This window comes from Sphingomonas piscis (assembly GCF_011300455.1).
GTDB lineage: Bacteria > Pseudomonadota > Alphaproteobacteria > Sphingomonadales > Sphingomonadaceae > Sphingomicrobium > Sphingomicrobium piscis.
The window spans coordinates 1,577,501-1,599,484 of record NZ_CP049869.1 but is presented as its reverse complement, the minus strand read 5'-3'; the positions used below and the strand labels follow the sequence as shown (position 1 = coordinate 1,599,484).

Sequence of the window (21,984 nt, the reverse complement as noted above, 5' to 3'; positions counted from 1 at the left end):
GTGCCGGAACAACGTCTACGCTTGTCGCCCGGCCTCTGTTCCGGACCGGCAACGGTCTAGCGCGCCTGCGCAACCTCGATCGGCAGCTTCAGCTTGGCGAGCTGGGGCCGAACAGTGGCCGCATCGCCGACCACGATCCATACGAAGCCGTTCGGATCGAGCGCGCCGCGAAGGTCGGCATCCAGCCCTGCGCGGGTCTTCGCCCGGTACCGGTCGGCAAGCAGCTCGAAATAATTGTCTGGCCGCCCAAGCAGAGCGTTGGTCTGCATGGCGCTCAGAACATCCGCCGATGTCTCGAACTGGCCGGGCAGCCGGTTGATCCGGTTGGCGATGGTCCGGCTCATCTCCTCCTGGGTGACACCCTTGGTCGACAGGAAGGCGCGGATGTCCTTGCGCAGCTCGCTAATGGCATCGCCGGTTCGGTCGGCCTGAACCGGCGCGTCGACGACATAAGGGACCAGCTTGGCATTGAGCAGCGGCGTTCCCGACACTCCGTAGGACCAGCCCTTGGTTTCGCGCAGGTTGGTGTTGAGGCGGCTGAGGAAGCTTCCGCCAAGGACGTCGTTGGCGCTTGCAATGCCGGTGATGTCGCCGCGCGGATCGACGGGCGTGACTTGACCTGCAAGGATCACCGATTGCGGCGATCCAGGACGGTCCACAAGGATGATCCGTTCGGCCGTCGGGCGTGCCGGCCTGGCGTCGAATGCCTTGACGCCCTTCGGAACGGCGGGAGCAGCCCAGGCACCGAAACGTTGCTCGAGCTGCTGCTGCACCTCGGCCAGCGGCAGGCTGGATACGACGAAGACTTCCAGATTGTCGGGCCGCAGCCAGCGCTGCTGGAATGCGATCAGGTCGTCGCGGCTCGCGGCTTTGACCGCATCCGGACTCCCCGACGCGGTGGTCGCATAGGGATGGTTCTCCCCGTACAGAACGGCCGGCAGGATGCGTTTGGCGATGCCCGCCGGATCCTTCTGCTCCTGGGCGATCGTCGTCAGCACCTGCGTCCGCACCCGCTCCACCTCGGCCGGAGCGAAGGTCGGCCGCTGAACGATGTCGGCAAGAAGGTCCAGCGACGGCCCCAGATTGGCGCTCAGTGCAGACAGGGAGACGGTGCTCCGATCGGCGCTTCCGCCCGCCGAAATTTCTGCGCCAAGACGCTCCTCTTCCTCGGCCAACTCCTGGGAGCTCTTCCCGGCCGCGCCCTCGTCGAGAAGGCTCATGGTCAGGTTCTGAAGGCCCCGCGTCTCTGGGGCGTCGGCAGAATAGCCGGCGTCGAACGACAGGGCGACCTGCGTCACCGGAACTGCTGTCACCTGCGCATAGGCGACCTTGATCCCATTGGAGAGCTGCACATGCGCAATGTCGGGGAAGTCGAGCGGAACGTTCGCGGCAACCGGCGGCACGTCGCGCTTGACCTTGGGGGTCAGGATGTCGGCACTCTTGCCCGTCTTCGCTGCGCCCTTCGCCTCCTCATACGGCGGCCGCTCGCCCGGCTCGAGCCGGATCTTGAGCGCCGGCCGGGTCAGCCATTGCTGCATCGCGGCCTTGATCTCGGCCGGACCGGTGGCGGCATATTGATCGAGCGTCGCCTTGTAGAAGTTCGAATTGCCGGCATAGACCTGACCCTCGGCCAGAGCGACGGCCTTGCCGCCGAAGCCGCCGACCGACTCCAGCCCGCGAATCCGCGTTCCCACTTCGCTGGTCGCGGCGCGCCGGACTTCGTCCTCGCTCGGACCGTTGGCGATGAAGTCCGCAAGCAACTCGTCCAGCCGTCGCTCGACAAGCGCGGGATCGACGCCCGGCTTCACCGTCGCATTAATTTCGAACAGGCCGATGCGGTGGAACGGCTGAAGCCCTGCCGTCACGCTGACCGCCAGCTTCTCGTCACGCACCAGAACCTTGCCGAGCCGGGAGCTTGCAAGCCCGCCGAGGATTTCACCGCCAAGGTCCAGCGCCGCCAACTGATTGGAAAGCAGCCCCGGGACCGCCCACTGCCGCTGTACCTGGGTTGCGGCGACGCGATCCTTCATCACGATCGACTTCTCGGCCGCCAGTGTCGGGACATCCGCGGCCGCGGGCGTGTTGACCGGCCCGCGCTTGATGGCCCCGAAATATTTCTCGACCAACGGCCTCGCTTCGGCGGCGGTAACATCGCCGGCGATGACCACGACGGCATTGTTGGGGCCATATTTATCGATGAACCACTCCTTCACCGTGGCCAGGCTCGCGGCGTCGAGGTCGGCCATCGAGCCGATGGTGGAGTGATGATACGGGTGACCTTCCGGGAAGAGATTGCCGAGCACTTCATATTCCAGGAGCCCGCCCGGCTGATTGTCACCCTGCCGCTTCTCGTTCTGAACGACGCCGCGCTGGTTATCCAGTTTTGCTTGAGTGACCGATCCGAGCAGATAGCCCATGCGATCGCTTTCCATGAACAGCGCCCGCTCGAGCGCCGCCTTCGGCACCGTCTCGAAATAGTTGGTGCGGTCGAACCAGGTGGTGCCGTTGTAATCGGTCGCACCGATCTGCTCGAGATATTCGAAAAAGTCGCCCGGCAGATTGTCCGACCCATTGAACATCAGATGTTCGAACAGGTGGGCAAAGCCCGTCTTGCCCTTCGGCTCATCCTTGGACCCGACGTTGTACCAGGTGCTGACCGCCACCACCGGCGCCTTGCGATCTTCATGGACGATCACGGTCAGGCCGTTGTCCAGCTTGAAGCTGGAATGCGGGATCGTGACCTGGCTGACCAAGGCCGGCAGCGGCACCGGCTCGGCGGGATTGGCGGCGGCCGCCACGTTCGCCGGCGCACCAGCTCCTGTCACGGCAGCGTTGCGCGGCGTGGTGGCACAGGCTGCCAAGGCGGAGGCGCTTGCAAGAAGAAGTGGCAGGCGAAGGTGACGCATCAGTGACTCCGAAACTTGGGTTCGGATGACCTTACGCCTGTGCCGCTCTTGCGCAACGCCCCTCCGCCAAGGGGCGCGCCCGTTCGATCAACGGGCGATCAGGGAATGGGAAGGTTGCCCAGAACGCCGCCGAGCCCGCCCAGCCCGCGCCTTTTCTTCTTCGCCGGCTGGCCGGGCGCCTGCCCACGGGGATTGCCGCCCTCGTCGCCGCCCATCATCGCGCCCATGCCGCGCATCAGGGTCGCCGTGCTCTTGTAGCGAAGACGTGTGCTCCACTTCGGCGCCTTGGGCGCCTCGGCGAAGAAGACCTCGGGACCGTAGCCGATGCCCATCACCATGCCTGTCGGCGACGCCGTCGCGACTTCGGCCGGAAGCACGCACTGCGTCACGCTCGGCGCAAGCACCGCCCCCGCGGTCACCTGCCGCTTCACTTCCGCGGGCGAAAGATAATCGAAATTCGGGCTCATCGCCGCGCCCTTGGCCGAGGTCCAGATGATGACGTCGCCATTCTGGCCTGACCCGAACATGGACAGTGCATAGCCGGTGGCCTGAGGCGCCGCCTGCCAGCTCAGCGTCTGCGCACCGGACGGCAATGCCCCGGCCTCACGCAGGCCAAGCGCCGGCATGAAGTCCTGACCTGCGCCAACGGTGAAGCTGATCGGCGGCGAGTAATTGCCCTCGATCCGGTGCGCGCCGAGCAGCGAGCCTGCCGCCGGCACCGGCCGGCTGTCACGCTTGTTCGGCCATTCGCCATAGCCCGCCGACTGCCCCACCTGCGGCGGGGTCGCCGACCGGCCCATCATCGCGCCCATTCGGGCCAGGCTCTGATACTCCTTGGGGATCTGACCGCTCGCCAGCTTGGCGAAGTCGATGACCGTCGGCTGCCCCGCCGACACATGCTCGCCGCACCCCCAGTAGATCAGCATCCGCCCCTTGGGCTTCTCGTAGGTTCCCGGCGTTTCCGTGTGCGGCGTCCCGGCCGTCCGTTCGATCACCGGAGTCACCAGCGGCAGGGTCGGCCCCATCTGCAGCGACGGCGGCACGAAGTGCTGCGCGTCCGGCGTTCCGGCCGCCTTCTGCTTCGACGCCAGCCGCAGCTCCAGCGAGTGCATCACCGACGATCCGCCGCGCATCATGCCCATGATCGCGCCCATGCTCGGCCGTCCGCCGCCGCCCATACCCGCGCCGAACCCGCTCGTGGTCGCCACATCCATCCAGTAATTGGCGATCGGCGCCGGCGCCTTGGCCGGTGCCGCCGCATATGCCGCACCCGCAAGCACGGCCAGTGAAGCCGCGCCCGCGGCCCAATACGCTTTGTACATGATGTGCCCCTTGTTAGCGTGCCAACGGCGCCGCGGGTGCCGCATCAGCCGGCAGGCCGCCAAGCTGCGTCACCAGCTTCTTGTAGGCGTCAAGATACGCCAGCACGATGATCTGCCCGATCTCCGTGTTCTGGTATCCGCTTGCGCCAACCGCGCCGAAGCCGCCCCACCAGCCGGCACCGCCGCCGCCCGCCCAGCTGAGGTCCCGCTTACGGAAATAGCCTTCCGTCAGCGCTTCCTCCTCTGTGGTGCGCGCATTGACGATCGACAGCGTCACGTTGGCCTCGCCCTTTTTGATGCTGATACCGCCCGCGAGTCCGCCGATCGCCCGGCCAGCGCCACCGAACAGTCCGCCGAGAGCGCCACCCGCAGCCGCACCGATCCCGCCGCCGCCACTGTTCTTGTTAGCGCTGACGATGCCCGGCTCCAGGTAGTAATCCGCCGCCTTGACCTGGCCGCGTCCGAGGTTCGAACCCTCCTGCAGCTCGCCCGCGTCCGCCATTGCGCGCTCCATTGCGCGACTGCGCATGGCACCGCCACGGTTGACGATCCCGAAGCAGCCCGACTGCTGGATGAAAACCTTCAAAATGGCCTCGGGGCTGCCGAGGTTATACTCCCGCCACCACTGCTGGTCCGGCTCGACGATGGCGATGGTGCCCAGCTTCTTGCTGCAGCGCGGGATCTCGGCGGTGCCGCGAGCCTGGTCCTTGCGGCCCGAGCTTGCCTCGGACGAACGTTGCGCCAGTGCCGGGCTGGTTGCGAGGAGCGCCGCCGCGGCGACGGAAACGGTGAAAAGCTTCATGGATGTCATGCCCCCTGAAAGGTAGAATCGGGGACGTGTGCGCCCAGGTCTCCCCCACCTGGTCGCTGCCCCTTGCTGCGGCATATAGCATCGTTTCGGCCCCGCATCCAGCCGAGCGGCTACACAGCGCCCTCGCCGTCTGCTAGCCGCGCCCTCAAATGACCGACCTTTCCAAGATCCGTAACTTCTCCATCATCGCCCACATCGACCACGGCAAGTCGACGCTTGCCGACCGGCTGATCCAGCGCACCGGCGGCCTTACCGACCGCGAGATGACCCATGGCCAGATGCTCGACAATATGGAGATCGAGCAGGAGCGCGGCATCACCATCAAGGCGCAGACCGTCCGCCTCGACTGGAAGGCGGCGGATGGCGACACCTACACGCTCAACCTGATGGACACGCCCGGCCACGTCGACTTCGCCTACGAGGTCAGCCGCAGCCTCGCCGCCTGCGAAGGCGCGCTCCTCGTCGTCGACGCCGCGCAGGGCGTGGAGGCGCAGACCCTCGCCAACGTCTACCAGTCGATCGAGCACGACCACGAGATCGTCCCCGTCATCAACAAGATCGACCTTCCCGCCGCTGAGCCCGAGCGGGTCCGCGAGGAGATCGAGGAGATCATCGGCCTCGACGCCTCCGAAGCCGTCCTCGCCTCCGCCAAGTCCGGCATCGGCATCGACGAGATCCTCCAGGCCATCGTCGACAAGATCCCCGCCCCCAAGGGCGACCGCGACGCGCCTTTGAAGGCCATGCTCGTCGACAGCTGGTACGACCCCTATCTCGGCGTCGTCATCCTCGTCCGCGTGATCGAGGGCGTCCTCAAGAAGGGCCAGAACATCCGCTTCATGGCCGCGGGCACCCAGCACCTCGTCGACCGCGTCGGCTGCTTCACCCCCAAGCGCATCGAGCTGCCCGAGCTTGCCGCCGGCGAAATCGGCTTCATCACCGCGCAGATCAAGGAGGTCGCCCAGACCGCCGTCGGCGACACCATCACCGACGTGAAGCGCCCCACCGCCGAGGCGCTCCCCGGCTTCAAGGAAGTGCAGCCGGTCGTCTTCTGCGGGCTCTTCCCGGTCGACGCCGCCGAGTTCGAGAAGCTCCGCGACAGCCTCTACAAGCTCCGCCTCAACGACGCCTCCTTCTCGTTCGAGATGGAGACCAGCGCCGCCCTGGGCTTCGGCTTCCGCTGCGGCTTCCTCGGCCTTCTCCACCTCGAGATCATCCAGGAGCGGCTGACCCGCGAATATGACCTCGACCTTATCACGACGGCGCCTTCGGTGGTCTACAAGATCCACCTCAGCCACACGAAGAATGAGGACGCCAAGGACATCGACCTCCACAACCCGGCCGACATGCCCGATCCCAACCGGATCGTCAGCATCGAGGAGCCGTGGATCGCCGCGACCATCTACACGCCCGACGAATATCTCGGCGCCATCCTGAAGCTCTGCCAGGACCGCCGCGGCATCCAGAAGGAGCTCACCTACGTCGGCCACGGCGCCAGCACCCGCGCCCAGCTGAAGTATGAGCTCCCGCTCAACGAAGTGGTGTTCGATTTCTACGACCGCCTGAAGAGCATCTCCAAGGGCTATGCCAGCTTCGACTACGAGCAGATCGGCACCCGCGAGGGCGACCTCGTCAAGATGAGCATCCTCGTCAACGAGGAGCCGGTCGACGCCTTGAGCATGATCGTCCACCGCGGCACCGCCGAGCAACGCGGCCGCGGCATGTGCGAGCGCCTGAAAGAGCTCATCCCCCGCCACATGTTCAAGGTCCCCATCCAGGCCGCCATCGGCGGCAAGGTCATCGCCCGCGAGACGATCGCCGCACTGCGCAAGGACGTGACGGCGAAATGCTACGGCGGCGACGCGACGCGCAAACGGAAGCTGCTGGAGAAGCAGAAGAAGGGCAAGGCGCGGATGCGGGAGTATGGGAGTGTTTCCATACCCCAAGAGGCGTTTATTGCTGCTTTGCGTATGGGTGACGACGCCTAGCGGCGCTGTCGCCCAACGTGTCATCTGTCGGGCCAATGACTAGGGACGAGTTTCAATCCATCGCGCCAGCGCTCGGTTACGCTGTCCTGAAACCACGCCTCCTTCTCGTCCGCATGGTCCAAAACGATCGTCTGAAATGGTGCAGACATAGCCGATCTCTCGAATAGAAAGCGGAATAACCTTAGGACGGATCGCCGGTCGTCGTCCTGCACAGCCTCCGTGTTATCCGTTTCAGGCGGATAGTGCGCTTTCGAAGGCTGATCGAAGATCACAAAGGAAGGAACGGGGCGCGACCTTTCGCGAAACCAAGAGTGTAGCGCCATGTGTGTTGCCACGTGACAACCCACCCAGGTGTCTCCGCTTCCCATGTCTTCGAGCGGAATGGAGCCACGCGGTGTTTCGGAGATAACCGTCAGCTTCCGAACGTCTAATCGTGTTCTTCCGTGCGCATGCTCTAGCTCCAGTTCCCTGGTGTATTGCGTGATCTTCTCCTCAAGGTTCGCCTCGGCGTTGCGTAGCCGGGAAAGATAGTTTTCTCCGTCAAGATCCGACTCAAGCCTCCGAACTGTCCGTCTCAGTTCTTCGACTTGCTGCTCCAAAGCACTCTGCTCGTCCGCCGTAGCTTGCTGCTCCAGAAAAGCGCTTAGCCTGCCTTGAACGCGGGCTTGACGGGATCTGAGGTCTCGAGCGTCGCGGAGCGCCTCAGTTTGCTCAACGATGCGATTAATCTGAGCCTGACTTTCGCTAATTCGGGCTCGCAGGTTCGATTGGCGCTTTTCCAGTTCCGAAATATGGGCCTGCAGACGTGGCCCGCCGCTCGTTATCAGTTACCAGCCGAATTTGCTTCAGAAAGACGCGTTCCTCCATGAGGTCCCCACAGTCTTCATCAGGCACGTCGATAGGAAGTGCTGAAGGCTCGAAGCGCTCTCGAAGATAGCTTACGCGACCAGCAACCTCTTCTAGCTCAACCGTAGCTCCTTTCGCCGCTTTCCAACCATCCAAGATGCGAACTACCCACCAGCCTTCTAAGTCCTCCCTGAATTCTTTCCTCCGAGCTGCTTCACAAGCGAAGTGTATCTCGGCTTCAATGTCGGCCGCGATCGCTGCGATGTCGGGCGTTCCACTCACAACTTGAATCCGGCGGATAAGAGACAATCGATCTCCTGGGTCTGCCGCCATGAATTTGGATCGATCCTTCTGGCTTGTAGAGTTCGTCGAATTCGTCGCTGTTAGCTCAAGCTCCGCAAGTGCTGCCGACACGGCCAGATCATCCGACCCGGGCATCAGCTTTGCCAAGGGATCATGAGGGCTGACTTCGGATGTGGTTACGAGATGGAATTCGTGCTGGTCTGAGATCCCCTCATTCATTCGGTCCAGCCAAATGGCGAGCGTTCTCCAAAGCCCAGGATTATACTTGCTGAATAAAGTGTCAGCTTGAACGCTGTGCTTCAGCTGACTGTCGATCTGAAGGTTCCCACCCACAAACGTCACATCATCAATGGTTTCGATGACGATGCGACCAGTTGGATGCTTCTTATGTAACTGTAGCGCGCGTAGAAGCCCGTAACGAAGCTGGTAGAAGTAACCGGCTGCTGGTCCAGATGCCGACGACGATCCGGACTTTGGAATTGCGGTCGACATGCCGCTATTACGGTGCTGTTGATCGTAGAAGTCAATCCTACGACTTACTGCGACCCAAGCGCACCTTCATCCAGCTTATGTCAAACGGCGGAGGTGCTACGCGGCTTGAAGAGCCGCGAAGCCCGTAAACTGAGCCCGCACATTCTTGTTGGCGATCGGCGCCGCCAGCCGCTCCACCAGCGCCTGCAGCTCCGCCCTCTTGTCCGCCCCGCCTGGCACATAGCCCATCGCCCAATCCGGGCAGTCGCGCTCCTCGACTTGCCGTTCGGAGACCACCACCGCGGCATAGTGGCGCGGGTCGGCCTTGATCCGGGCATAGGCCGCGCGGACGGCGGACGGCGGGCCTTCCAGCAGCTGGAGGAAGCGGGTGGTGCCGACCACCAGCAGGCCGGTGATCCCGTCGCGCCCATTGTTGCGGCGGGACACGGCGAGAATGTCTTCGCACTCCGCCGGTCCGACGGGCGCGCGCATGGTCGAAATGTAGCAAAGCTGGAGGTAGGTCACGTCTGAACGCCTTTCACTGTCCCCACCCGGCAGCATGGTTCCGGCACGCTGACGCCGCTCATTGCCCCGGCACGCCGCACCGCAACAGCTGACAAAAAGATGGTGTGCAATGGTGTTAACCATCCGAAGCGCTCACCCCATCGCGTTGCCGATGGTCAGGAACACGTCGGCCAGGTTCAGCCCCAGCGACTGAAAGGCGACGATGCAGGCCAGGGCGATCAGCGCCACGATCAGCCCATATTCGATGGCGGTCGCGCCGTGCTCGTCAGCGAGCAAACGGAAGAATGACATGGCTGTCCACTTCATCAACGATCCGGCGGTGTCGGGGCTTAGAAGCTGCAACTTGCCACGGGTTAAGCGCGGCTCGAAAGGGCTGTCCTATTTGGATTTGCGCTGACAGGCTCTCGCGATGGCCGCGCTTAACCCCCCTCCACCTCGCTCCGCCTTGCCAAAGGCGACACATGCGCGCCGTCCAACCCGCGTCAGCGCGTCACCCGAGTCAACTTCCCCAGAGCAAAAGTCCTACAGCCAATCGTGGTCCGTCCCCGAGTGTCGCTTTTGACCAACGGCGAGAAGCCGTCATGGAAGTGAATTCCATGACGTCGAAGCTGTCGGCGTACCGCCGCAGCCCGGCCGGGTGCTTGAACGCTCTACGCGCAAGTCGAAGCGTCGCTTCGCGTCGTTCGCCTTGCGCTCGGTGTTCATCAGCTGGACAGCTGAACGCACCAAATTCGCCACAAACAATGCCTATATGCCTGCCCATGAAGAAGATTCTCTCCGGACTCGCGCTTCTTTCGCTTTCCTTCGCCGCGCCCGTTTCCGCAACCGCGCAAAGCTCGCTGGAAGGCAAGTGGACCAACCCGAAGCGGAACGTCGTCATCGACGTCGATCGCTGCGCGGGCAATTCCTATTGCGGCAAGGTCGTCTGGGCCTCGAAAAAGGCGGACGACAAGGTCGAGGGGCCGTTGGTCGGCAAGCAGTTGATGAGCGGCTTCCGGCCCGACGGCCGCGGCGGTTATCGCGGCCGGGTCTATGAACCCAAGCGCAAGCTCAGCGGCAACGCCACCATCCGCCAGGAAGGCAGCAATACCCTGGTCGTGAAGGGCTGCGCGCTCGCCGGCCTGATCTGCAAGACGCAGCGCTGGTATCGCGCCGGCTAATCGAGCCAGCCTTCGCCGCCGAAGCTGCCGCCCAGCACCGCCGCCTGCAACGCCGCCATATCGTCAGCCCAGTAACGGTCGGCGGTGAAATGCGGGGTTAGCGCCCGCACCTTGCCGTGGATCGCCGCGATCCCGGCGCTGGTTGTCAGCGGCGCGTGATAATCGATGCCCTCCGCCGCCGCGATCAGCTCGACGCCGATCACTCCGGCGGCGTTGCGGGCGATCTGCCCCGCCTTGCGCGCCGCGATCGGTGCCATCGACACATGATCCTCCTGCCCCGCCGACGTCGGGATGGAATCGACGCTTGCCGGGAAGGCGAGACTCTTGTTCTCGCTAACCAGCGCCGCCGCGGTGACCTGCGGGATCATCAACCCTGAATTGACCCCGCTGTCCTCGGTCAGGAAGGGCGGCAGGCCGCTCATCTTCGGGTCGACCAGCACGCTCGTCCGCCGTTCCGACAGGCTGCCCACTTCGCACAGCGCCATGACGATGGTGTCCGCCGCGAAGGCCACCGGCTGGGCATGGAAGTTGCCGCCCGAAATCGCCTCGTCCGTATCGGGAAACACGATCGGATTGTCCGTCACCGCCCCCGCCTCGATCGTTAGCGTTCGGGCTGCGTTGGTCAGCAGGTCGAGCGCGGCGCCCATCACCTGCGGCTGGCAGCGGAAGCTGTACGGGTCCTGCACCCGCCCGCAGCGGCCATGCGAGCTGAGGATCTCGCTTCCGTGGAGCAGCCCAGCGATCGCCGAAGCCACCCGGATCTGCCCCGGCTGACCGCGAAGCTGAGAGATGCGCGAGTCGAAGGGCTTGGCCGAGCCCTTCAACGCATCCACCGACATCGCCCCCGCCGTCACCGCCGCCGCGAACACCCGCTCGCCGGAGAACAAAGCGTCGAGCGCCAGCGCGGTGCTCGCCTGCGTGCCGTTGATCAGCGCCAGGCCTTCCTTGGGGCCAAGCTGCAGCGGTTCGCGGCCCAGCTTCTGCAGCGCCGCGGCCGCCGGCATCACCTCGCTCGCCAGGTCGATCCGGCCGTGACCCATCAGCGCGGCAACCAGGTGCGCCAGCGGTGCGAGATCGCCCGAAGCACCGACGCTGCCCTGGCTCGGGATCACCGGCATCGCGTCATTGTCGACCAGCGCCTGCAGCGCCTCGGTCGCCGCCGGCCGAACACCCGAGTAACCTCGCCCCAGCCCCAGCAACTTCAGCACGATCATCAGCCGGACGACGTGCCGCGGCAGCGGATCGCCGATGCCGGCACTATGGGACAGGATGAGGTTGGTCTGCAGCTCCGCCAGCCGCGCATCGGGAATGCGGGTGTTGGCAAGCAGGCCGAAGCCGGTGTTGACGCCGTAGACGGTCTCACCGCCAGCGACGATGCGGTCGACGGCCGCGGCGGAGGCGGCAATGCGCTGCATCGACGTGTCGTCGAGCCTGCAGGCGCTGCCCAACCAGATCCGCCGCAACTGGGCGAGGTCGAGCTGTTCGGGATCGAGGATCAACATGGTGGGACGGTGCCAGATTCCGGCGCCGCTGTCAGGGCGCGATCTCCTGCCCGTCCCAGGCGAAGCAGCGGCCGCTTTGCGTCGGTGTGAGGCCATCCATGACGTCCAGCAGATATCCGGCGGATTGCGCCGGCGTGAAAAGCTTGCCGGCGGCGACGCCGCGCTGAAACGGCTTGCTGAGCGCGGTGTCCACGGTGCCGGGATGGAGGCCGGCGCAGACCGCCAGCGGTCGGGTACGGGCAACCTCGATCGCGAGCGTGCGGATGAACATATTGAGTGCCGCCTTGGACGCGCGATAGCCGTACCAGCCGCCGACCCGATTGTCCCCGATACTGCCGACGCGGGCAGACAGCGCAGCGAACAACGATGGCGCGTCGCGCGCAAGCAAGGGCACGAAATGTTTCGCGACCAATATCGGTCCGATCGCATTCACCGCAAAGAGCTTCGCCAGCCGATCCTGCTGCAAGTCCTTGAGAGAACGTTCCGGCGACAGCCCTTCGTTATGCAACAGGCCGGCGGCGACGATGATGCGGGTCAGGCTGCCCTGCTCAGCGACGCGAGCGGCCGCGGCGGCAATGCTCGCCTCGGCTTCGATATCGACGTGAACTCCATCATCTCCATTGCGGGAGAGCCGCACTACGTCGAACCCGCGGGCTTCAAGACCGTCGCAGAGTGCCGCGCCGAGCCCACCGTTCGCGCCGATTACCGCTGCGCGACGCGCGCTCACCCGAGCATTGGCAGGTCAAGGCCCTGCTCGCGAGCACAGGCGACCGCCGCCTCATACCCGGCGTCGGCATGGCGCATGACGCCGGTGGCGGGGTCGTTCCAGAGCACGCGCTCAAGTCGGCGGGCGGCATCGTCGGTGCCGTCGGCGACGATCACCATCCCGGCGTGCTGCGAATAGCCCATGCCGACACCGCCGCCATGGTGAAGAGAGACCCAAGTGGCGCCCGACGCGGTGTTGAGGAGGGCGTTGAGCAGGGGCCAATCGCTGACGGCATCACTGCCGTCCTGCATCGCTTCGGTTTCACGGTTGGGCGAGGCGACGCTGCCGCTGTCGAGATGGTCGCGGCCGATGACGATCGGGGCGCTGACCTCGCCATTGCGGACCATTTCGTTGAAGGCGAGGCCGAGGCGGTGCCGCTGGCCAAGACCCACCCAGCAGATGCGCGCCGGAAGGCCCTGAAAGGCGATCCGTTCCCGAGCCATGTCGAGCCAGCGGTGGAGGTGCGGGTCGTCGGGTATCAGCTCTTTGACGCGCTGGTCGGTGCGGTAGATGTCCTCCGGATCGCCGCTCAGCGCCACCCATCGGAACGGGCCGATGCCGCGGCAGAAGAGCGGGCGAACGTAGGCGGGAACGAAGCCGGGGAAGTCGAAAGCATGGGAAACGCCGGTGTCCTTCGCTTCCTGCCGGATATTGTTGCCGTAATCGAAGACCGGGATGCCGAGATCCTTGAACGACAGCATCGCCTCGACATGGCGGGCGATGGAGATGCGCGCGGCATAAGCGACCGCAGCGGGGTCGCGTTCGCGCATGTCCTGCCACTTCGTGACGCTCCAACCGGCGGGGCAGTAGCCGTTGGCGGGATCATGGGCGCTGGTCTGATCGGTCAGCGCGTCGGGGCGGATGCCGCGCGCGAGCATTTCCGGCACCAGCTCGGCGGCATTGCCGAGCAGGCCGACGCTGGTCGGCTCGGTGGCCGACTGGATGATCTCCAGCGCCTCGTCGATGCTGTCGGCGCGGCGGTCGAGGTAGCGAGTCTCCAGCCGTTTCTGGATGCGGCTTTCCTGCACCTCGATGGCGATGCAGTGGGCGCCGGCCATCACTGCCGCGAGGGGCTGCGCACCGCCCATTCCGCCAAGGCCGGCGGTGAGGATCCATTTGCCGCTGAGATCGCCGCCGAAATGCTGACGTCCCATCTCGGCGAAGGTCTCGTACGTGCCTTGGACGATGCCCTGCGTGCCGATGTAAATCCAGCTGCCCGCGGTCATCTGTCCGTACATCATCAGCCCGGCGCGATCGAGCTGGTTGAACGTCTCCCACGTCGCCCACCTGGGAACGATGTTGGAGTTGGCGATCAACACGCGGGGCGCGTCGGGGTGGGTGCGGAAGACACCGACCGGCTTGCCCGACTGCACCAGAAGGGTCTGGTCCTGTTCCAGCCGCTCGAGGGTCTCAACGATCTTGTCGAAGCATTCCCAATTGCGCGCGGCGCGGCCGATGCCGCCGTAGACGACCAGGCTCTGCGGATCCTCCGCGACCTCCTCGTCGAGATTGTTCATCAGCATCCGCACGGCGGCTTCGGTGGTCCAGTGCTTCGCCACGATTCCGCTGCCCCGGCGGGCGCGAATGTGGCGGCTATTGTCGCGGCGGTCGGTCATCAGCGCCTCTTCAATTTGCCGCCATGACGCCAGCGTTCGAACGCGACCACAAGCGTGCCGACGATCAGAAAGGCCAGGGCAATGCCACCGGCATTGAGCAACGTCTGGCTCCAGCCGAGCTTGGCGACATCAATGAAGGGATATGGATATTTGCCGTCCGCCTGCCCCCGGGCCAGCGCATAGGCGAAATAGGCGATCGGGTAGGCTGCCCAGATCAAGGGTGCGCTCCAGGCGAGGCGGGCGCGCGGGGCGAAGAACAGCCACCACAGGGTCATCAGCACAGGCGAGGCCTTATGGTTGAGGAAGTCGGCGACCGCCGCCGCGCCACCCAGCGGCTTCAATCCTTCCAGAAGGACGGCGAACACGATCCCGACCAGCGCCAGCGCCATGGTGAGGCCGCCAAGCACCACCGGTCCAAGCGGGCGGCCGACCGCCACCAAGGTCATCGCGATAGCGACAAGCAGGTTGGTGATGATGGTGAAGAAGCGCAGGATCACCCACAGGGTACCGGTGACGTCGCCGATGTTGGCGTAGCTCGCCGCGAACTGGATCGACACGCCCATCCAGCAGGTGATGGCGACGACCGCTGCGAAATACCTAGGCATCCAGTCCTCCGACCACACGCCGTTCCGGCCCGGGCAAGCCGATCCAATAGCCGAGCTCGGCCAGGCTCTCGACCCGCCAGACGCAAAGGTCCGCATCCTTGCCCGGCGCGAGACTGCCGATCTGCCGCTCCAGCCCGAGCGCGCGAGCGGCGTTGATCGTCATGCCTGCGATGGCTTCCTCCGGCGACAGGCCGAAGAGGGTGCAAGCCATGTTCATTGCCAGGGTCGGCGACAGCAAAGGCGAAGTGCCGGGATTGCAGTCGGTCGCGACCGCGATCGGCACGCCATAGGCGCGGAGCAGGTCGATTGGCGGCTTGCGGGTTTCCTGGAGCGCGTAGAAGGCGCCGGGGAGGAGCACGGCAACCGTGCCCGCTTCAGCCATCGCCGCGATGCCATCCTCGTCCACATGTTCGAGGTGATCGCACGATAGCGCATGGTAGCGGGCGGCCAGCTTGGCGCCGCCCCGGTTGCTGAGCTGTTCGGCGTGAAGGCGAACTTCCAGCCCGTGGTTTTGGGCGGCATCGAACAGGCGCTCGACCTCGTGCGGAAGAAAGCCGATGCCTTCGCAGAATGCGTCGACGCTGGTGGCGAGCCCGGCTTTGGCCACGGCGGGCAGCATCTCGTCGATTGCTTCGTCGACGAAGGCCGTGCGGTCCTTACCGCGCGGCATGGCATGAAGGGCGAGCAGGGTGCCGACGATGCGAACCGGTTCGCTGCTCCCAAGTGCCTTGGCGACATTGAGCAGGCGAAGCTCGGCACGGGTGTCGAGGCCGTAGCCGGACTTGACCTCCACCGTGGTGCAGCCGCCCGCCATCAGGGCGCGTAGGCGCCGGCGCGCGGACTCAAGCAGTTCGGTCGCGGACGATGCGCGTGTGCGCTCGACCGTCGAAGCGATGCCGCCACCGGCGCGCGCGATTTCTTCGTAGCTCGCACCGGCGCGGCGCATGGCATGTTCGTCGGCACGGGTGCCGCCGAAGACGAGATGGGTGTGACAGTCGATCAGGCCTGGCGTGACCCAGGCGCCGCCCAGCGGCACTACCTCCTGCGCGCGGTAGCCGGCCAGCTCGGCGCGCCGCCCGACGCGGACGATGCGCCCGTCCTGGATGCCGATCGCAGCGTTGGTGATGATCCCGAGCGGGCCGTCGCCGACGGGCTCCAGCGTGGCGACGTGACAGTCGGTAAGCAGGCGATCCCACATCGGCTTGGGCTTAGGACGGCCCGAGTGTAGGGTCCAGCCATGGGCGGTTGGCCGAACCTTGCGGACTTGCTGACGAGTGGTGACGCACCCGTGGCACTGCTCGGTGCGCCTCTGGCCGCCGGGTCGGTGACGAATGGGCGATGCGATCTGGCGCCAGCAATGCTTCGGCGGACGCTTGCGCGGATCGGGCTGTACGATGTCGAGACCAGGCGGTCGCTGAGCACGCGGGTCGCCGACCGCGGTGACATTGCGCTTGAGGGGCTTACGATTGAGCAGGCGACGGCGCCGATCCGCGAGGCGGCAGCGGCGTCAGTCGAGGCGCATGGGCTGACCCTGTTGATCGGCGGCAACAATGCCGTGACCCGGCCAGGGGTGCTGGCGGTCGGCGGCGACCTGTCGACGGTGGGACTGATCACGCTGGACGCCCACTTCGACATGCGCGACTTGGATGCGGGCCTCAGCAACGGCAATCCGGTGCGGGCGCTGATCACGGATGGATTGCCGGGCGCGAACGTCGTCCAAATTGGACTGGCGCCATTCGCGAACAGCGAAGCGATGCACCGCGACGCGATCGATGCAGGTAATTGTGTTGTGACGATCGGCGACGTGCGGCGGGCCGGGATCGAACATGCGGTCGCCCGAGCCCTCGACCATGTCGCCCATTGCGACGCACTTGTGATCGACTGCGACATCGACGTGATCGATCGGGCGCAGTTTCCAGGCGCACCGGGCGCACGCGCCGGCGGAATGGCGGTCGACGACTTCTTCTGGGCAGTCCGCAAGCTGGCGTCCGGCCCGCGCGTGCGGGTGATGGACCTGGTGGAATGGGACCCGTCGCTGGATGCCGGCGACCTCAGCGCGCTTACGGCGGCGCGCTGGTTTGCGGAGTGCCTCGCGGGTTACGAAATGCGCTGAGCCTCAGCCTTGCGGCGGCCGAGCGCCGACATGGTCCGGAACGTGATGGAGAAACGCTGAAGCTCGCCGGGCACGATGCTGTGCTCCCATTCATGGCGCGCAGGGCCGGAGAGGAGGTAGGAGGAGCGCGGGGCCACGTGCAGGCTCGCGCGCTTGAACCCAGTCGAGGTGCGCTGACGGAAGCGCAGCGTCGCCGGCGAACCAAGCGAAATACCGACCACTTGCTCGAACACCGGCCGGTCGCGGTGCCAGCCGATGCCGGCGCCGGGATCGTAGCGGGCGAGCAAAGCATGAATGAAGGCGTCGGATGACAGGCCTGCGAACGCCGCCGCCTTGTCGCGCACCGCGACAAGCCAATCGGGGAACGGGTCGGCGCGCATGAAGCTGGCGTCGTTGAAATCGTATCGCCAGCCGAAGCTTTGAGTTCGGCGCTTGCCCTCCCAACCTTGGAACATGAAGGGCGGCAGGTCGATTGCGGACATTTGCGCGATCAGCGCGTCATGCTCGTCTTGGGTAAGCAGGTCGGCTTGGTACTGGAGGCCCGCAAGCAGGGGCTCGTCAAACAGGTCGCCCGTGGCCGTCACCCGAACAGCTCCTTCAGCTCGGACGGCCGCAGTTCGGGGGCGAGCTGGTCGAAGGTGCATTGCCGCGGCGCCTTGTCGGGGCGCCAGCGGACGAAGCCGGTGCCGTGGCGAAAGCGGCGGCCAGTGACCTGGTCGTACTTCACCTCCACCACCAGCTCGGGGCTGAGCGGCTGCCATTCGGCCGAGCGGGCGTTGGCCCAGCGGCTTGGCCCGCCGGGTGCGTCGCCGGTGAAACCGGGTGCCTGGATCAGCTTCTCCAGCTTGGCGGTAAGTTCGGGACGGTCCTCCGCCTTGAGCGCGGAGGTAAAGCCGATATGGTGGAGCAATCCTTCGTCGTCGTAGAGGCCGAGCAGGAGCGACCCCACCTCTCGCTTCTTCTCGGCGTAGCGGAAGCCGCCGACTACGCAGTCGGCAGTGCGGATCTGCTTGACCTTGACCATCGCCCGCTCACCCGAGCGATAGTCCTGATCGGTGCGCTTGGCGATGACGCCGTCGAGCGCACCGCCGCTGCGTTGAAGCCATCCGACCGCGGTTTGGCGATCGTGGGTGAGCGGCGACAGGTGCAGCGACTTTGCAGGATTGCGCTTGTGGAACTGCTCCAGCGCATTGCGCCGTTTGGAAAGGGGTTCGTCCGTAAACGATTCGCCATCCAGCAACAGAAGATCGAACAACATCAGCTCGGCGGGCGTCTGCTGCGACAATTTGCGGATGCGGCTTTCGGCTGGATGGAGGCGGAGTTGAAGCGCGTCGAAGGACAGGGCGTCGCCAACGGGGATGATCAGTTCGCCGTCGAGGAGGAAGTCGTCGTCCTTTAGAGCCGCAAGCATCGCAATGACTTCAGGAAAGTAGCGGGCGAGCGGCTTGCCGGACTTCGAGGTGAGGGTCACCTCATGGCCTTGCCGGCGCGCGAGGCATCGGAAGCCGTCCCATTTCGGTTCGAACTGCCAGCCTTCGCCATCCGGCAGTTCGGCGGCGAGTAGGGCTTCCATCGGTGCGGGGACGTCATCCGACATGGCGGAAACAATCGCCCGCCGGGCGCCCTGTTCCGTCAGGCCGCTTGTTCGAAGCGCTCGCTCATCTCCAGCCAGCGCGCCTCGGCCTCTTCCAGCGCCGCCGCGAGCTTGGCGCGGCGGCGGCTGAGCTCGCTCATCGGCAGTTCGGCGAGTTCCGGCGGCGCCGACTTGGGGTCGAACATTGCTCGGTCCAGTGCCGAGCATTGCTCCGCCAGCCGAGCGCTTTCCGCTTCGGCTTCGGCAGCGGCCTTCTTGAGGGCGCGGGCGTCCTCGCGATCCTTGGCGGCAGCCTTGCGATCCTGCTTGGCCCCCTTCGATTTGGCTTCCGACGGCTGGCCCCGGCCGAGGACGAAGTCGATGTAATCGTCGATGCTGCCGGTGAATTCGGTGGCAGCGCCGCCGTCCACCAGCACCAGCCGGTCGGCGGTCAGCTCGACCATGTGGCGGTCGTGGCTGACGATGATCACCGCACCGTCATAGCCGTTGAGCGCCTGAACCAGCGCCTCGCGGCTGTCGACGTCGAGGTGATTGGTCGGTTCGTCAAGGATCAGGAGGTGGGGCGCGTCGCGGGTGATCAGCGCCAGCGCCAGCCGGGCGCGCTCGCCGCCCGACAGCTTGCCGACCAAGGTTGTCGCCTTGTCGCCGGAAAAGCCGAAGCGGCCGAGTTGCGCCCGCACGGCGCCGGGCGTCGCGCCGCTCATTGCACGCATCATGTGCTGCAGCGGTGTTTCGTCGCCGTGCAGTTCCTCCACCTGGTACTGGGTGAAATAGCCGACCTTCATCTTGCCGGTTGCGTGCATTTCCCCCTCCATGGGGGCGAGCTGGGCGGCAAGCAGGCGGGCAAGCGTCGTCTTGCCGTTGCCGTTGCGGCCGAGCAAAGCGATGCGGTCGTCGGGATCGATGCGCAGGTTGAGGCGGCGCAGGATCGGTGTGTCGCCGTAACCGACGGACGCCATATCGAGCGTGATCAGCGGCGGGCGTAGCTCGGACGGGCTTGGGAAATCGAAGCTGAGGCTCGGATCCTCCGCAAGCGCCGCGATCGGCTGCATCTTGGCCAGCATCTTGGCGCGGGACTGCGCCTGCTTGGCGGTCGAAGCGCGGGCGCTGTTGCGGGCGACATAATCCTGAAGCCGGGCACGCTGGGCATCCTGCGCAGCCTGCGCCGCCGCGATCTGAGCGGCCCGCTCGGCCCGTTGCCGCTCAAAGCTGTCGTAGCCGCCGCTGTACAGCGTCACCTTGCCGCCCTCGAGGTGGAGGATCGTGTCGACGACATTGTTGAGCAGGTCGCGCTCGTGGCTGATCACCACCAGTGTGCCAGGATAGCTCTTCAGAAAATTCTCGAGCCACAGCGTCGCTTCGAGGTCGAGGTGGTTGGAAGGCTCGTCGAGCAGCAGGAGGTCGGGACCGGAGAATAAGAGGCTGGCGAGCGCAACGCGCATCTTCCAGCCGCCGGAATAGCTGTCGAGCGGCCGGGCCTGCATTTCCTCGTCAAAGCCGAGGCCGAGGAGGATGCGCGCGGCGCGGGACTCGGCCGTGTAGGCATCGATGGCGATCAGCCGCTCGTAGACATGGCCCAGACGGTCCGGATCTTCGCAGCTTTCTGCCTCCGCCATCAGCGCGGCGCGCTCGGTATCCGCTGAAAGAACCGTCTCGAAGGGCGTACTGGTGCCGCTCGGCGCTTCCTGCGCGATATAGCCGAGGCGGGTTCGCTTAGGCATGTCGATCGAACCGCCGTCCGGTTCGATCTGGCCGATGATGGCCTTCATCAGCGTCGACTTGCCCGCCCCGTTGCGGCCGATCAGCCCGACACTGCTGCCCGGCGGGATGGCCGCGGATGCGCGGTCGAGGATCGTTCGCCCGCCAAGGCGAACCGTGATGCCGCTAATCGAAAGCATAAGCGCGCCCTTAGCAGCGGAATGCGGCGCGCCCAAGGCGGCGATGCGCAGACGCCAGATACAAAAAAGCCCGCCGGTTAGGCGGGCTGTTGTGGTGGTTGCGGGAGTAGGATTTGAACCTACGACCTTCAGGTTATGAGCCTGACGAGCTACCGGGCTGCTCCATCCCGCGTCACCGTCTTCACCGAAGTAGAACTTCGATGAAAAAGAAAAAGCCGCCGCTCGGCTAGGCCGGCAGCGGCTTTTTGAAACTGTGAATGGGTTCTTGCTTACGCCGCCAGCAAAGCCTGGCGACGACCTACTCTTCCACTGCTTAAGCAGTAGTACCATCGGCGCTGTCTGGTTTCACGGCCGAGTTCGGGATGGGATCGGGTGGGTCACAGACGCTATGGCCACCAAGCTATGGTGACGGCGCAAACAAGAGATCTAGAAACCGTGCTTTTGACCTTACTGGCGTCATCTAGCTGAGAACCAACCAATCGGCAGCAGAGCTGTCGATGATGGTGGGACTCTCAAGCGCGAACAGAGCAATTAGGACCGGTTAGCTCCACGCATTACTGCGCTTCCACACCCGGCCTATCAACGTGGTGGTCTTCCACGGCTCGATGATACCTTATCTTGAGGGAGGCTTCCCGCTTAGATGCTTTCAGCGGTTATCCCGTCCATGCATAGCTACCCTGCTGCGCGGCTGGCGCCACGACAGGTCCACCAGAGGCATGTTCAACCCGGTCCTCTCGTACTAGGGTCAACTCCTCTCAAGTATCGACGCCCACGGCAGATAGGGACCAAACTGTCTCGCGACGTTCTGAACCCAGCTCACGTACCACTTTAATTGGCGAACAGCCAAACCCTTGGGACCTGCTCCAGCCCCAGGATGTGATGAGCCGACATCGAGGTGCCAAACAACCCCGTCGATATGAGCTCTTGGGGGTTATCAGCCTGTTATCCCCGGCGTACCTTTTATCCGTTGAGCGATGGCCCTTCCACGAGGGACCACCGGATCACTATGACCGACTTTCGTCTCTGCTCGACTTGTCAGTCTCGCAGTCAGGCGGGCTTATGCCATTGCACTCTAACAGACGGTTTCCAACCGTCCTGAGCCCACCATCGCGCGCCTCCGTTACTCTTTAGGAGGCGACCGCCCCAGTCAAACTACCCGCCACAGAGGGTCCCTGCACCGGATAACGGTGCGAGGTTAGACTGTAGAAAACAACAGGGTGGTATTTCACATTGCGGCTCCACCCGAGCTGGCGCCCGAGCTTCAAAGCCTCCCACCTATTCTACACAATTGTTTCCCACAGCCACTCTGAAGCTGCAGTAAAGGTGCACGGGGTCTTTCCGTCTAACCGCGGGTACTCCGCATCTTCACGGAGAATTCAATTTCGCTGAGCATGTGCTGGAGACAGTGGGGAAGTCGTTACGCCATTCGTGCAGGTCGGAACTTACCCGACAAGGAATTTCGCTACCTTAGGACCGTTATAGTTACGGCCGCCGTTTACCTGGGCTTCAATTCGGAGCTTGCACTCCTCCTCTTAACCTTCAGGCACCGGGCAGGCGTCAG

The 21,984-nt window shown here is 64.8% G+C and carries 18 protein-coding genes, 1 tRNA gene and 2 rRNA genes (1 of these 21 running past the window's edge); 3 read left to right on the top strand and 18 right to left on the bottom strand.

The annotated features are described in order from the left end of the window. Positions 1-56: 56 nt before the first annotated feature. The 3 genes from G7077_RS07970 to G7077_RS07960 form a co-directional block, all read right to left on the bottom strand. A complete protein-coding gene (locus G7077_RS07970) occupies positions 57-2,906 on the bottom strand; it encodes a M16 family metallopeptidase (RefSeq protein WP_166411233.1) in 2,850 nt (949 codons plus the stop codon). Between the two features lie 98 nt (positions 2,907-3,004). Continuing rightward, the gene (locus tag G7077_RS07965; protein WP_166411232.1) at positions 3,005-4,228 is read right to left on the bottom strand and encodes a hypothetical protein; all 1,224 of its coding nucleotides are present in this window, start codon (positions 4,226-4,228) and stop codon (positions 3,005-3,007) included. A 13-nt stretch (positions 4,229-4,241) separates the two neighbouring features. After that, positions 4,242-5,030, bottom strand: coding sequence for a CsgG/HfaB family protein (locus G7077_RS07960; protein ID WP_166411231.1), 789 nt, complete (start codon positions 5,028-5,030; stop codon positions 4,242-4,244). Positions 5,031-5,188: 158 nt separating this feature from the next. Here G7077_RS07960 and lepA point away from each other — a divergent pair, with 158 nt between their 5' ends. Next, positions 5,189-7,024, top strand: a complete 1,836-nt coding sequence (gene lepA, locus G7077_RS07955; RefSeq protein ID WP_166411230.1) for a translation elongation factor 4 — start codon at positions 5,189-5,191, stop codon at positions 7,022-7,024. A 20-nt stretch (positions 7,025-7,044) separates the two neighbouring features. Here the strand turns inward: lepA and G7077_RS07950 are convergent, their stop codons facing one another. From G7077_RS07950 to G7077_RS07935, 4 genes are all read right to left on the bottom strand, one after another. Next, on the bottom strand, positions 7,045-7,623 hold the full coding sequence (locus tag G7077_RS07950; RefSeq protein ID WP_166411229.1) for a DUF3732 domain-containing protein: 579 nt from the start codon (positions 7,621-7,623) through the stop codon (positions 7,045-7,047). A gap of 145 nt (positions 7,624-7,768) precedes the next feature. Beyond that, the gene (locus tag G7077_RS07945) at positions 7,769-8,665 is read right to left on the bottom strand and encodes a hypothetical protein (RefSeq protein ID WP_166411228.1); all 897 of its coding nucleotides are present in this window, start codon (positions 8,663-8,665) and stop codon (positions 7,769-7,771) included. 96 nt (positions 8,666-8,761) lie between these two features. Continuing rightward, positions 8,762-9,169, bottom strand: a complete 408-nt coding sequence (locus tag G7077_RS07940; protein ID WP_246167110.1) for a BLUF domain-containing protein — start codon at positions 9,167-9,169, stop codon at positions 8,762-8,764. A 132-nt stretch (positions 9,170-9,301) separates the two neighbouring features. Beyond that, on the bottom strand, positions 9,302-9,460 hold the full coding sequence (locus tag G7077_RS07935) for a Flp family type IVb pilin (RefSeq protein WP_166411226.1): 159 nt from the start codon (positions 9,458-9,460) through the stop codon (positions 9,302-9,304). Positions 9,461-9,930: 470 nt separating this feature from the next. Here G7077_RS07935 and G7077_RS07930 point away from each other — a divergent pair, with 470 nt between their 5' ends. Further along, a complete protein-coding gene (locus G7077_RS07930) occupies positions 9,931-10,329 on the top strand; it encodes a DUF2147 domain-containing protein (RefSeq protein WP_166411225.1) in 399 nt (132 codons plus the stop codon). On the opposite strand, the gene hutH is transcribed toward G7077_RS07930, so the two are convergent. The 5 genes from hutH to hutI are packed head-to-tail and all read right to left on the bottom strand — an operon-like array spanning position 10,326 to position 16,016. Then, positions 10,326-11,831, bottom strand: coding sequence for a histidine ammonia-lyase (hutH, locus tag G7077_RS07925; protein ID WP_166411224.1), 1,506 nt, complete (start codon positions 11,829-11,831; stop codon positions 10,326-10,328). The genes G7077_RS07930 and hutH overlap by 4 nt on opposite strands. Before the next feature lie 31 nt (positions 11,832-11,862). Next, positions 11,863-12,558, bottom strand: a complete 696-nt coding sequence (locus tag G7077_RS07920; RefSeq protein WP_166411223.1) for an SDR family NAD(P)-dependent oxidoreductase — start codon at positions 12,556-12,558, stop codon at positions 11,863-11,865. After that, complete coding sequence (gene hutU / locus G7077_RS07915; protein WP_166411222.1) at positions 12,555-14,213, bottom strand: urocanate hydratase; 1,659 nt, start codon at positions 14,211-14,213, stop codon at positions 12,555-12,557. Before hutU ends, G7077_RS07920 begins: the two co-directional genes overlap by 4 nt. Then, positions 14,213-14,818 carry a Pr6Pr family membrane protein gene (locus tag G7077_RS07910; protein WP_206367606.1) on the bottom strand — a complete coding sequence of 202 codons (606 nt, stop codon included), beginning with the start codon at positions 14,816-14,818 and terminating at the stop codon, positions 14,213-14,215. The genes hutU and G7077_RS07910 overlap by 1 nt, the downstream gene beginning before the upstream one ends. Further along, positions 14,811-16,016 (bottom strand): imidazolonepropionase, encoded by a 1,206-nt coding sequence (gene hutI / locus G7077_RS07905; protein ID WP_166411221.1) that lies wholly within the window; start codon positions 16,014-16,016, stop codon positions 14,811-14,813. Before hutI ends, G7077_RS07910 begins: the two co-directional genes overlap by 8 nt. A 39-nt stretch (positions 16,017-16,055) precedes the next feature. On the opposite strand from hutI, the gene G7077_RS07900 reads away from it, so the two are divergent. Further along, complete coding sequence (locus G7077_RS07900) at positions 16,056-16,931, top strand: arginase family protein (protein ID WP_166411220.1); 876 nt, start codon at positions 16,056-16,058, stop codon at positions 16,929-16,931. Here G7077_RS07900 and G7077_RS07895 read toward each other — a convergent pair. The 6 genes from G7077_RS07895 to G7077_RS07870 all read right to left on the bottom strand — a co-directional run. Further along, positions 16,916-17,515: an alpha-ketoglutarate-dependent dioxygenase AlkB gene (locus G7077_RS07895; protein ID WP_246167109.1), complete on the bottom strand. Its 600-nt coding sequence runs from the start codon at positions 17,513-17,515 to the stop codon at positions 16,916-16,918. The genes G7077_RS07900 and G7077_RS07895 overlap by 16 nt on opposite strands. Further along, entirely contained in the window at positions 17,512-18,528 is a 1,017-nt protein-coding gene (locus tag G7077_RS07890; protein ID WP_166411218.1) for an ATP-dependent DNA ligase, read from the bottom strand. The genes G7077_RS07895 and G7077_RS07890 overlap by 4 nt, the downstream gene beginning before the upstream one ends. Before the next feature lie 35 nt (positions 18,529-18,563). Further along, positions 18,564-20,423, bottom strand: coding sequence for an ABC-F family ATP-binding cassette domain-containing protein (locus tag G7077_RS07885; RefSeq protein WP_166411217.1), 1,860 nt, complete (start codon positions 20,421-20,423; stop codon positions 18,564-18,566). A 95-nt stretch (positions 20,424-20,518) separates the two neighbouring features. After that, a tRNA-Met gene (locus G7077_RS07880) sits at positions 20,519-20,595 on the bottom strand. A gap of 113 nt (positions 20,596-20,708) precedes the next feature. Next, positions 20,709-20,823, bottom strand: a 5S ribosomal RNA gene (rrf, locus tag G7077_RS07875). A gap of 111 nt (positions 20,824-20,934) precedes the next feature. Continuing rightward, positions 20,935-21,984, bottom strand: a 23S ribosomal RNA gene (locus G7077_RS07870); it runs 1,743 nt beyond the window's last position.

Bases quoted from the DNA above. Each gene is read 5' to 3' on its own strand.
- G7077_RS07885 (WP_166411217.1), bottom strand. From the start codon at position 20,423: ATGCTTTCGATTAGCGGCATCACGGTTCGCCTTGGCGGGCGAACGATC.
- G7077_RS07935 (WP_166411226.1), bottom strand. From the start codon at position 9,460: ATGTCATTCTTCCGTTTGCTCGCTGACGAGCACGGCGCGACCGCCATC.
- G7077_RS07960 (WP_166411231.1), bottom strand. From the start codon at position 5,030: ATGAAGCTTTTCACCGTTTCCGTCGCCGCGGCGGCGCTCCTCGCAACC.
- hutH (WP_166411224.1), bottom strand. From the start codon at position 11,831: ATGTTGATCCTCGATCCCGAACAGCTCGACCTCGCCCAGTTGCGGCGG.
- lepA (WP_166411230.1), top strand. From the start codon at position 5,189: ATGACCGACCTTTCCAAGATCCGTAACTTCTCCATCATCGCCCACATC.
- G7077_RS07970 (WP_166411233.1), bottom strand. From the start codon at position 2,906: ATGCGTCACCTTCGCCTGCCACTTCTTCTTGCAAGCGCCTCCGCCTTG.
- G7077_RS07890 (WP_166411218.1), bottom strand. From the start codon at position 18,528: ATGTCGGATGACGTCCCCGCACCGATGGAAGCCCTACTCGCCGCCGAA.
- hutU (WP_166411222.1), bottom strand. From the start codon at position 14,213: ATGACCGACCGCCGCGACAATAGCCGCCACATTCGCGCCCGCCGGGGC.
- G7077_RS07945 (WP_166411228.1), bottom strand. From the start codon at position 8,665: ATGTCGACCGCAATTCCAAAGTCCGGATCGTCGTCGGCATCTGGACCA.
- G7077_RS07965 (WP_166411232.1), bottom strand. From the start codon at position 4,228: ATGTACAAAGCGTATTGGGCCGCGGGCGCGGCTTCACTGGCCGTGCTT.
- G7077_RS07910 (WP_206367606.1), bottom strand. From the start codon at position 14,818: ATGCCTAGGTATTTCGCAGCGGTCGTCGCCATCACCTGCTGGATGGGC.
- G7077_RS07930 (WP_166411225.1), top strand. From the start codon at position 9,931: ATGAAGAAGATTCTCTCCGGACTCGCGCTTCTTTCGCTTTCCTTCGCC.
- G7077_RS07900 (WP_166411220.1), top strand. From the start codon at position 16,056: ATGGGCGGTTGGCCGAACCTTGCGGACTTGCTGACGAGTGGTGACGCA.
- hutI (WP_166411221.1), bottom strand. From the start codon at position 16,016: ATGTGGGATCGCCTGCTTACCGACTGTCACGTCGCCACGCTGGAGCCC.